This is a genomic window from Enterobacter sp. 22466 (genome assembly GCF_052044775.1).
In the GTDB taxonomy this organism is placed as follows: domain Bacteria; phylum Pseudomonadota; class Gammaproteobacteria; order Enterobacterales; family Enterobacteriaceae; genus Enterobacter; species Enterobacter dissolvens.
In genome coordinates this window covers 35,200-46,142 of record NZ_JBQENX010000017.1, presented here as the reverse complement: position 1 = coordinate 46,142, position 10,943 = coordinate 35,200, and the positions used below count along the sequence as shown (strand labels likewise).

Below are 10,943 nucleotides of genomic sequence, written 5' to 3'. Positions count from 1 at the left end.
TGTAGCGGCTTGCAATCGAAATCCCTCCGACTCGCAATCAGCGCATATTTCGGCTCACATTAACTGCAAATGAAAAATGCCACCGGCTCACATTAAGTGACAATGGGCTCGCATTTATCCGGCCCGGCTCGCAATCCATTCCGCCGGGCTCACAATAACTGCAAATAGACATCGTTATATCGGCAAACCGACTGCCAGCATTCTGTCACGTAGCTCGGCTGTGCGGGCTGGGTCTAACTGGTTGTTAAATAATGCCCTGATTTCAGCAGGTTTTGCATCGAACTGCTCCACCATGTCCTTCAGGCGGTAACCATGCCGCGTGAGTGTCGGTTCCAGGTCATCCAGCTGACGTGACAGCACGGATTCAACCAGCGTGGCGGTAATCGGCTTTTCACCCGGCTGATTTTAGTGCTGATATCTGGGCCTGAGTATCCTGTTCTTGTGTCGAAACCCGGGCATAACCGATGAGCATGATTGCGATTTCCTGTTGCCATTTGATTTTATATTGCAATATATTTTTGCAATGCACAAGGCCGCATCGTCACGTTGGAGCAGGAGAGGTTGCATAAACGTTCGTTTATGCGTGAAGGTGGAGGGAAGAAAAGTTGGCAGTTATCGCAGCTACCCGGTCACTACCCCGGCTAACAGCTCGCCTGTTAGCCGTCGAGGGATTGGACAAATCCGGCCACGCCGGATGCGTCAGCAAATATCGCTAAACACGTTGCTAACACGCTCGTAAGCGGCTCTCACGACCCGCTAACGCGGAGATACGCCCCAACCGCGGCTTCGCCTTGTTGTGACCACTCCGACCGCGCACAGAAGCCTCTGAGCCGCTTTTAGCGGGGGATGGCTTTACAGGGTGAAGAGATGGATAGGCGATCCCTTTCGATCCCTCATTGGTATCGGCGGCTAACCCTCAGTGCTACCTGTCATTTCATCCTGCCGCCTTACAGGGGTCTGATGCTCAGTGGAACGAAAACTCACGTTAAATAATATTTTCTTCACAAACCAGCCCCAAACCATATACAGTCCGGCGTTACCGGGCATCGGCAGGTCTTTTCAGATAAGCAATGAGCGTGCTGCTCAAGCCTTAAATCTCTGTAACTAATGAAAAAAATAATTTTTTGAGAAAAAGCATTTTTTGATATCAAAGATATTATTATCAACCGATAATGTCGGATTAAATTTTACTCGGATTACTGGACACCGATGCATTATGCCTCTAATAACTTATATCAAAGCTCATGTATTTCATGATTTAAACGCCGCAATTAAATTGGCCAATAAAGATCCATCCCCAAAAAATGTCAAGCTTCTACAAAAACTATCTGGTGTGAAAAACATAAGTGTGAATATAACAAAGAAGGGCGGTGATATAGCGTATCAGACTCAAAAGGATCTTTTGATTGGTAAGTCAATAGCACCCAATATAGCATCAATCAAATCTGATAAAGTTGTATTTAATGGTTATGGGGAGATAATATCACTACAAGCCCCTTTAAAAAAACGTGATTTTAAAGTACTCATTAATAACATGGTCAAACCATTAAAAGAAACACCTGTAAAAAACACTGAGGGGAAAATACGAACAGCAGCTGAATGTGCTATCGATATGGGTTGTGCTATTAAAAATAGCGATATCCAGAGCGATGTAAAATCTCTTATGTTAAATGAAATTAAAAATGTTTATTTATCCAGTAGTTTGTCAAGGCAGACTTTAGATCTATTTTTGAATTATTCCTCACAGGTTTTAGGGGGTAATTTCCCAGTCATTAACAAACTAAAAACTTTATTAAATTCTGTAGAGAAGGACTTCTATTTAACGAAACATAATGATAACTACTATGGCCGTACATTTGAATCAACTATTGCAGAAATGATTGTAAGTAAGCCATCAAACGAAATGAATAAAAACGTTGAAATCATTAAGAATAAGATGATTAATGACTTTAATTCACTAGGTAATAGTCAGAAGCAAGATTTGATAGAATCAATCAATTCTCAAATGAAAGCTGACCCCGCGATTTGGCGTGCGGATATTCCCGAAGCAACAAAATTTTTAGATGAGTGCACATCAGATAATTTTATAAAGATGATGAGCACATCAAGTAAAATGAAACACTTATTAATAATGCATTTAGCTGTAAAATACGTAATAACATCTCCAGGATTTGAGGAGATGAAAAATACAGCATCCGCATTATATATAGATGTAATATCACCACAAAGAGATCTAAACAGAGTGCTAAATAGTCAAGAGGTAAGCAATAGGACTGGAATTAAACTTAATTACCAAATGCAGGGTAAAGCAGGACAGCCTGGATACACCGGCGTGCGACCGATGGACCGATATAAATCATCGATTGATACTTTAACCGAACATAACCAAGAAGCACTTACATTTGAGAGGCCTATTGGTATAGGTATGTCCGGGAGTTCAAACATACTAAACCATTTATTTATTTCATTGGATGATGAATCTTTCGATTTTAATATTGCGCACGCCAGACTGCTAGCTGCATCTTTCTTAACTTATAGTGGTGGTCATTCAATAAACGAAGCATATACTGTGTTTGGTTATAAAGATAATAAATCCTTCAAGCCAGTTAGTTACAGCACTTTATCTGAAAGTGATGATTTTACAAAAAACATAATTGATACGTCATATAATAAATTAATAGACGAAGCAATAATATTAAACTAGATTTTTAATTTTTTCGGCACGCCAATATTTTCAGTTTATTTACCGTATCAAAGGTGACCGCTCTGGCGGCCACCGAAATTCATCACCCAAATCAGTTTTAGAACTGTATTTTCCAGTTTAAGCATCTTGGGGTTCTGTGCATATTTCCACGAGAATTGCCACGTGATATCTAAAAACATTTTTATTATCATGATGTTAATCTATAAAATCAGGGGCGTTACCGATCTTTTCATCTTCCAAAATTTTATACACTGTGGAGCGGGCGATGCTGAGTTGACGGGCAATTTCCGTTGCACCACTGCCTTTCTGGCGAAGTGTCAGTACGATGTTTCTGTCCACGGTGCGTCTGCGGCCAAATTTGATGCCTTTCAGCTTCGCTTCCTGCCTGCCCTCATTCGTACGCTCTAGGATCCTCCTTCGTTCAGCCTGTGCCACTGCTGACAGGATGGTGACCACCATTTGTCCCATTTGGGGTCAGTTTGGATATCGAAAATTATTGTACGTTAAGGTTGTTTTTTGACCTTTCTACTTTAGTGGGCCTCAGTCGACGAAACTTACCGGAAGCCGGTATCCGGTTGCTTTTCCAGATATAATCGCCTGTCAGATTGATGTGCTCCCAGCCTAATGGCGACAGATGCGACAGCAGTTGCTCGTTGATCTTCAGCCCCTTCCGTTTCAGGGCATCGATCGCTCTTTCCATATACACGGTATTCCACAGCGAGATAGCTGTAACGAATCGCGTTTGAAATCCCACAGACTCGCATTTATTCCGTTTTTCTGCTCAGATTAACTGCAAATGAAAATCTCATCCTGCTCATATTAACTGCTACTGTGCTCGCATTTATCCTCTCCGGCTTGCATTCCATTGCGCCGGAATCACGATAACTGCAAATCAACATCATTATATTGGCAGCCCCACCGCCAGCATTCTGTCACGCAACTCTGCCGTTCTGGCCGGAGCCAGCTGGTTACTGAATAATGCCCTGATTTCTTAAGGTGTTGCATCAAACTGCTCCACCATATCCTTTAGACGATAACCCGACGCGACATAATAAACTCCGCCCACTTCCGAATTATGCAGGGAATAAAGAAAATCCGGCCGCGCCAGCCTGATGGTATTCTGCGGTGCAATATTTTCAGGCAGCGGAGCCAGATAAGCCAGTCATTGTCGCGATGCGGACGGGGTAATTGTCACCTAATAACTCAGCCTGATCCTCTCACTTTTCTCTGATTATAGTTTCATGGCGGAAATGGGTGCTGCCGTGAAGGATTGAGGAAGACCATCTCATTGCTTACGCTTGTTATGAATGCGGGTTATTTTAGCCCCAGTGGGCGACTCATTTGGCGACTGCCTCACGTGTTTTCATGCTAACCCGAAAAGCAAAGTTCTAAATAATCTGGTTGAGCAGGATCAGCATAATGTCAAACGTCGGATACGACAGATGCTGGGATTCAAATCGTTTTTGACGCGTGCAGTCGCTTCTGACCGGTATACCGGTATTGAGTTGATTCACATGATACTCAAAAGGCAGCTTAATCATCGAGCCGACGACGGGGTGTCGTCGGCTGAACAATTTTATGTGTTGGCTGCATAAATTACCAACAGCACCATTTTTGATGACTTGGCACCGTTAACGCAACAGAACATTATTTTTTCCCTGGAACACTGCTTGCACAGTTGTACTCTGCACCCTGAAGCCCCATTTTTTCGCAAACCGTTGTTAACACATCATTAGGTGTTGCCCAATCTGGCTGCCAGTTTCCACCATCATGGCGTAGGTCTTTAAACAGATCCCACATAATGATGCCTGTTGGGCTGTATTTCACCGTTTCATCAACAATCGCGTTCAGATTTGCATGAGTCAGAGGTAAATTACCGGTCGCCGGTTTTCCGACTTCAAAACCCACAGTGATCGGTGGTTTGATAAGTAAACGCTGTGGCTGAATCGAAGCTGCGGCCCAGTTTTTAGCGCCCTTGACCAGCGTATGATGAGAGGCCGTTTTGTTAACGGATTTCAGCCAATTCTGATATTGCCCCATGTAGAAACCCACTTGACCTGGCAAGTCGCAAGGGATTTCAGAATCACCACCGCAATCCGTTTCATCAAGGTCATATGACATCACACCGATGTGATTCAGGCGATCAATAGTCTCAGGATACAGTAGCGCGGTGTTATAGATCAGACCATACAAATTACCTCCCCACCAGGCTCCGCCATAGACATCTGCATTGGTGGCCACAGTGCCGTAGTTGGCGGCCATATTGGGCAGGCCACCTACGGCAGGGGCAGCGGTACTGATTTTAAGCTCGGGGGCAATTTCATCAGCGGCTTTATAAATCGACTTTAAGATGGCGTTGAATTTATCAATCGTAAATGGCATTGCGCGAGGGATTTTATCAGCGCCATCTACAATCTTCATATTGTCATCGTAAACATTGTCACCTCCGCCACTGCCGATCCCCCCTTTGTCCATTAACTGGGCAGTCGTTAGGTTCTCGAAATTATTGCCGGGTGCGCTTCCAATCGTATCCGGTGTCAGTTTCCACTGTTTGGCATTGATATCCGCGTGCCAGAATTCTTCATAATCAACGTCAATCCCTGTTGCCCCCAGATCTTTAGCCAGACTGACCAACGCGTGATAAGCTTTATCCGCTTCAGCACCGATAATTTTACTCTCAAATGCTGGACGCGGGATTTGGCTGGCTGCCATTGGATTCGGGAAAGTGTCATACACTGCACCTTCTTCGTTACCACAGGCATCAGCTTTGCCCGTCGTGGCATCATAAATCTCCGGGGCACAGCTGAAGTTCCAGCCACCCACAGCAATATAGACGTCAATTTTATTCTCTTTTAATCGACCTATAATAGTTTTCAGACGTGCAAAATCTGCTTTTGCCTGATCATTCTTGGCTAAATTTTTTGGCAGGGCCTTTGTATCATACACGTAACCAAATAACCCCGTATTAGCCAGTGATAATGGCTCATATCTCACTAATGAAGGTTGGACAAATGAAAGAACCAATGAGTTAAAGGGGGATTTATTCTTTTCAATGCTATCAGTCATCTTCTCCAGATTATCCAGACTCGCATACCAGGATGGTGTTCCTTCGGTCGCTGCAGGGCCAGAGAGGTAATAGGCGCTAATCTCAGGCTGTTTAGCAATGGCTTGCGCACAAATTGTGGCTGTCAGCAGGGCGGCACTGATTGGGTTAATCACGGATTTCAGTTTCATCACTATCTCCATTTCCAATGGGAATTATTATTCACGAAGCTCACTGGTTATGAATCATTACTAATATTCACCACAAAGCTCGCAATAAAGCGTAGTCGGTAATCGCATACTCTGGCGAATATATCGTTATGTCACATTGTTCACATCGCCGAACCCGCGCGCCCCGCAGAACCCATGGCGACTGGAGCGTTGCCTGGCTGCGAAGCCGGTGGATAATGCAATGCGGAATTTGACGACCGTATTCAATCTCTCCTTGAAAAAATAAAAAACTATTACCTTTTTCCGTTTCGTTGCCTACACTAATACTTCCATCCCTGTTTAAGGAATACGGTAAATGATCGGAGATAAGCTGCACATCCCAAAAGAGTTAGATAACGAGCAGCCAGGTAACACTCAAGCAGATAATACGCTGACGGCCAAAATCAACAACAAAGACTTTACTGCGGTGATCATTGGCGGGCGTTACGATGAAGATCCGCGAAAAAAACAGGAAGAGAAAAAATGGATAAGACGCTCATGGGGACGAGGTCCATTATTACCCACGGATACTTGTAGCGGCTTGCAATCGAAATCCCTCCGACTCGCAATCAGCGCATATTTCGGCTCACATTAACTGCAAATGAAAAATGCCACCGGCTCACATTAAGTGACAATGGGCTCGCATTTATCCGGCCCGGCTCGCAATCCATTCCGCCGGGCTCACAATCACTGCAAATAGACATCGTTATATCGGCAAACCGACTGCCAGCATTCTGTCACGTAGCTCGGCTGTGCGGGCTGGGTCTAACTGGTTGTTAAATAATGCCCTGATTTCAGCAGGTTTTGCATCGAACTGCTCCACCATGTCCTTCAGGCGGTAACCATGCCGCGTGAGTGTCGGTTCCAGGTCATCCAGCTGACGTGACAGCACGGATTCAACCAGCGTGGCGGTAATCGGCTTTTCACCCGTCTGATATCCTGCTTCCATCGCCAGCGTCAGGTGCAACTGGACCTGCAGCGGTGTACGCAGTTTCATCGCCAGCAGGTCAATAGCTTCAGTCGTCAGAATATCTTCCGGCTTTCCCTTGCCGGTGCTGGTCTTCAGCAGCCACTGGATATATTCGCGCTGGCTGCCGGTGATCCCGTCCAGCGTAAAAATATCGGTACGATAACCGATTTCTTCCATCGTCGGACGACGCAGGTCATTACGCAGTTTTGGGTGACCAGCCAGAACAACAGACAGCCGTCCACCGCCGTCTTCAACCACTTCCATCAGCCGTTTGAGCCCCGTCAGTGTATGACCGTTCAGGTCATGTGCCTCATCAACAAACAGTGCCACCGGACGCTTACCTTTTTTGACCAGTTCCTGCAGTTCCCGCTCGCGGCGTTCACCCTGTTTGGGGATCTGCACCTGCTTATCCTGCGCCAGATCGTAAAACAGGGCGTTAATCAGCGTGGCGAGCCGGACACTCTGTTTGTCCACCGACAGGGAGAGGGCGACAATAATTTTGTTATCATCCATCAGTTGCTGCTGCAGGCGTCGCAGGGTGACCGTTTTGCCACTTCCCACCACGCCACAGACGGCTATCAGTCGTCCTTCGCGTATCGCCCCTTTAATGTCTTTAATCAGCTGCTTATGGTGAGCAGTTTCATAATACCCCGCCTGTTCAATAGACTGTGTCAGTCCATAATGCTCCATCACTTCAACCCGCATGGTCTTCTCCTGATTGTCTGTTACGAAAATAGTCTCTGATGCGGGCGAGTACTTCACTACGGTTTAGCGTCTCAGCCAGAATACTGTCGATATACGCCCGGTCTTCATCCAACATCCTGGCCAGCGGTATGGCCAGATCGTCGGCAATTGCCAGTTTTGCCGCAATAACGCCAGGAAAGTGGTATTCAAATTTTCTGGTGCGGCAACTCATCAATGCGCTGCTGAGTGTCATCACTGACCACGCGGAGATCACTGCCGGACAACGCGCTGATGGGGATGTTCAGCTGTCTGGCCAGAGCATGGATACGATCGGCCCGTTCAGCCGCTTTACCACGCCTGAAGGTCCGGTAACGGTGTAGCGGCACCGGGCCCGACACCGGATAATAAGGCCCCCATGTTTCACCGGTAAATTCCACATACATTTCCTCGTCAAACAGCCCCCACAGCAGAATAACGGTTTCACCCGCCATATCCGGTTCAACCTCCCATGCGGTGCTGTCTATCGTTATCCGAGCATCAACACCCACTTTGCGGGATTCCGGCTCCCGGGCGAACCGACAGTATTGTTCCCAGCTGCACATATCTTTCACACCTTCCGGGGAGATATTTGCCAGCCAGTCTTCCAGTCGGGAGCGTTTCTCGCTGCGGTGACGCTGCGCGTTATAACGGCTCAGATAGTTCCAGAGCCATTCGTTGGCCTGCATCTCCGTTTCCGGTTTATGGAAATGGTACAGGGTTTCATGCGCCTCCTTGACGGTCCGGAAAGGACGCTCGACTTTACCTTTGGACCGTGCTGTCGTCCGGGTGCCGTCCTTGCCTGCCGGCGTATGCGTCAGCCAGTCAACCTTCAGGGACTGCATCACATTCTGGAATACATGGCTTTTGGCCACAGGTCCGTTATCGAGGTACAGCATTTTCGGGCGGCCCTGAAAAGGAAAATCAGATCTGGCTTTTGGCGCCATGGCGTTAAAGAGAAATCGCAGCGCTGATTCCGCATCCTCGCCGTACACACACCGGTATTCCTGGTATGCGACACCGCTCCGGTCATCCACCACGCTGAACAGCATCAGCGTGGGTTCGCCACGGGCAGGATCTACCCAGTCAGGTCGTTCAATATGTTTGAGATCGGACGGTGACATATCAAACTGCCAGCAGTCATTACTGTTTTCAGCCTGAAATCTTACCGCCGGAGGCTCCCGTAACAGGCGGGGCTGGTCGAGACGCCAGCGGGAAAGCCAGCGATTGACGGTCTGCTTACGCAGCAAGCCCCTGGGACTTTTTATCAAACCCTGAGCTGTCTCCACACCGTGCTCTTCCAGCAACTGTATTGTCCGCCCGGTTGACAGATGGCGGCCGGATTTATTTGTGGTTCGTAACTTCAGTGCAGCAATCAGTTCACAGTAATGTTCCAGTTCAGACGGGGGGAGTATCCGTGGCTGACCATGATCGCGGCGGTGAGCTGTACGTGGTCTGAGGACCAGACGAAGGGCGCGATAGACTGTCGTAACTGAAATACCATACAACTGAGCGGCAGCGGCGATCTGGGTGGCCCGTTCAGGGCTTTTTGGCGGCAGGCGATCGAGTCGCTGCCGTAGTTGCAACAGGGAATCAGCCGGGATAGCGCTACGCCGGCTGCTCATAATTTTCCAGCGCCCGGTAGACTGACGCCCTCCCGATCCCGAGCTGACGGGCTATGGCCGTAGCCCCCATTTTCTCCGTGGTGTACAGGCGCCAGACCTCTGCAGGGTCTATTGAGGGCTTTCTTCCGCGGTACACGCCCCGCGCTTTCGCCGCAGCAATCCCTTCCATCTGGCGTTCACGTCGCAGGTTGGTTTCAAACTCAGCGAAAACACCCAGCATATCAAGAAAGGCTTTTCCTGCTGCCGAACGCGTGTCCACAGGCTGTTCTGTTGCCCTGAGTGTTACGCCCTGATGATTCAGGGCATACACGATATCCTGCAGGTCCTTAATGCTGCGGGCCAGGCGATCAACACGGGTCACCATCAACATATCACCGGGGCGCAGGAACTCCAGCAACAACTGCAACTCGCTCCTTCCGGTCCGGCTGCTTCCGCTGGCTTTTTCTGCACGGATGATTTCACAACCGGCAGCACGGAGAATTTGTGTCTGCAGGGTAAGATCCTGGTCACTGGTTGAAACGCGGGCATAGCCGTAAAGTGCCATAATGATGAAAACTGTCTCGTTTAACTCTAGATGATGAGAACGTAACACCGGGATGAGACAAAAACAACCCAAATGAGACAGAAAAACTGTCTCACCGGATTGACTGTTTTGGGTACACTTTAATGAAACAAATAAAGCATTACCTTATGCTGATTGTGAGTTCATTTGCCTCTTATTGTTGGCTGCATCAGCGAGCATCTGAAGTTCACGGAAGGCTTTATAATAATTTGGTATCCCGTGCTCCTGTCCAACGACGGTGCAGGATTCACCGTTACTTACACGTTCGCCAGCGGGACCCTTTACAGCGAGCATCTGCAGTTCATGGAAGGCTTTATCATAAATTGGTATCCCGTGCTCCTGTCCAACGACGATGCAGGATTCACCTTTACTTACACGTTCGCCAGCGGGACCCTTTACAGCGAGCATCTGAAGTTCATGGAAGGCGTTATCATAAGTTCGTATCCCGTGCTCCTGTCCAACGACGGTGCAGGATTCACCGTTACTTACACGTTCGCCAGCGGGACCCTTTACAGCGAGCATCTGCAGTTCATGGAAGGCTTTATCATAAGTTGGTATCCCGTGCTCCTGTCCAACGACGGTGCAGGATTCACCGTTTTTAACCCTGGCTGATGCGACATCAAAAACAATCCTGGGGTTATTGTCGAACTTTAGTTGCTTTAACGTTTCCTTTGTTAATGTATTAAATACGTTTTTTGGGAAAGAAAAATTTTTAATAAAATTTGATGCTTCGATTACATCGGTAGTCCATGAGCAGTCACGTGGAGTAAGTCGAGAAATCAATTTCTTTGTAGCCAGCTCAGATAGTTGGGAAGGATTTTTCGATGAGGCTATTTCATCGGAGGTATTGGAAACATTAATCATCATAGCCGCTATTTTTGAAACCTCCCTTTGATACTCAGGGCCTGTTGTTACTGGGGTTATCAAGGGAACAGATGCAGATATTACGATCATTGTGGTTACCTCACATAAATAAAATTATTTGAATGTAACATCAATAAATATTTTTAATATCAAAAAAGAATCATATCAGCATGTTTATTTGCAGTGATTGTGAGTCCAATGGAATGGAATGCGAGTCCGTCAGGTCGATTGCGAGTCTGTTGTCAC

7 protein-coding genes and 6 pseudogenes are annotated in these 10,943 nt (G+C 47.2%); 3 read left to right on the top strand and 10 right to left on the bottom strand.

Annotation, left to right across the window (positions count from 1 at the left end; genetic code table 11):
- Positions 1 to 174: 174 nt before the first annotated feature.
- Both ACTJJI_RS25305 and ACTJJI_RS25300 read right to left on the bottom strand, forming a co-directional pair.
- Positions 175 to 402, bottom strand: a pseudogene (locus ACTJJI_RS25305) (ExeA family protein); the annotation flags it as partial.
- The gene (locus ACTJJI_RS25300; RefSeq protein ID WP_440656086.1) at positions 392 to 472 is read right to left on the bottom strand and encodes a recombinase family protein; all 81 of its coding nucleotides are present in this window, start codon (positions 470 to 472) and stop codon (positions 392 to 394) included. The pseudogene ACTJJI_RS25305 and the gene ACTJJI_RS25300, both read right to left, overlap by 11 nt.
- A gap of 744 nt (positions 473 to 1,216) precedes the next feature.
- Here ACTJJI_RS25300 and ACTJJI_RS25295 point away from each other — a divergent pair.
- A complete protein-coding gene (locus ACTJJI_RS25295; protein WP_440656084.1) occupies positions 1,217 to 2,704 on the top strand; it encodes a hypothetical protein in 1,488 nt (495 codons plus the stop codon).
- A 195-nt stretch (positions 2,705 to 2,899) separates the two neighbouring features.
- On the opposite strand, the pseudogene ACTJJI_RS25290 reads toward ACTJJI_RS25295, so the two are convergent.
- From ACTJJI_RS25290 to ACTJJI_RS25280, 3 pseudogenes are all read right to left on the bottom strand, one after another.
- Positions 2,900 to 3,172, bottom strand: a pseudogene (locus ACTJJI_RS25290) (helix-turn-helix domain-containing protein); the annotation flags it as partial.
- A gap of 35 nt (positions 3,173 to 3,207) precedes the next feature.
- A pseudogene (locus ACTJJI_RS25285) lies at positions 3,208 to 3,431 on the bottom strand (Tn3 family transposase); the annotation flags it as partial.
- 174 nt (positions 3,432 to 3,605) lie between these two features.
- A pseudogene (locus ACTJJI_RS25280) lies at positions 3,606 to 3,743 on the bottom strand (hypothetical protein); the annotation flags it as partial.
- Between the two features lie 337 nt (positions 3,744 to 4,080).
- Between ACTJJI_RS25280 and ACTJJI_RS25275 the strand changes: the two are divergent.
- Positions 4,081 to 4,299: pseudogene (locus ACTJJI_RS25275) on the top strand (IS6 family transposase); the annotation flags it as partial.
- Between the two features lie 52 nt (positions 4,300 to 4,351).
- Here the strand turns inward: ACTJJI_RS25275 and ACTJJI_RS25270 are convergent.
- Complete coding sequence (locus tag ACTJJI_RS25270; protein WP_440656082.1) at positions 4,352 to 5,938, bottom strand: toxin; 1,587 nt, start codon at positions 5,936 to 5,938, stop codon at positions 4,352 to 4,354.
- A 334-nt stretch (positions 5,939 to 6,272) separates the two neighbouring features.
- Here ACTJJI_RS25270 and ACTJJI_RS25265 point away from each other — a divergent pair, with 334 nt between their 5' ends.
- Positions 6,273 to 6,551 (top strand): hypothetical protein, encoded by a 279-nt coding sequence (locus ACTJJI_RS25265; protein WP_440656080.1) that lies wholly within the window; start codon positions 6,273 to 6,275, stop codon positions 6,549 to 6,551.
- A gap of 111 nt (positions 6,552 to 6,662) precedes the next feature.
- Here ACTJJI_RS25265 and ACTJJI_RS25260 read toward each other — a convergent pair whose 3' ends face one another.
- The 4 genes and pseudogenes from ACTJJI_RS25260 to ACTJJI_RS25245 all read right to left on the bottom strand — a co-directional run bounded on the left by ACTJJI_RS25260 (position 6,663) and on the right by ACTJJI_RS25245 (position 10,787).
- Positions 6,663 to 7,688, bottom strand: coding sequence for an ExeA family protein (locus tag ACTJJI_RS25260; RefSeq protein WP_440656078.1), 1,026 nt, complete (start codon positions 7,686 to 7,688; stop codon positions 6,663 to 6,665).
- Positions 7,621 to 9,271: pseudogene (locus tag ACTJJI_RS25255) on the bottom strand (IS481 family transposase). Before ACTJJI_RS25255 ends, ACTJJI_RS25260 begins: the two are co-directional and overlap by 68 nt.
- Entirely contained in the window at positions 9,255 to 9,815 is a 561-nt protein-coding gene (locus tag ACTJJI_RS25250; RefSeq protein WP_440656076.1) for a recombinase family protein, read from the bottom strand. The pseudogene ACTJJI_RS25255 and the gene ACTJJI_RS25250 overlap by 17 nt, the downstream one beginning before the upstream one ends.
- A 144-nt stretch (positions 9,816 to 9,959) precedes the next feature.
- Complete coding sequence (locus tag ACTJJI_RS25245) at positions 9,960 to 10,787, bottom strand: hypothetical protein (protein WP_440656074.1); 828 nt, start codon at positions 10,785 to 10,787, stop codon at positions 9,960 to 9,962.
- Positions 10,788 to 10,943 lie beyond the last annotated feature (156 nt).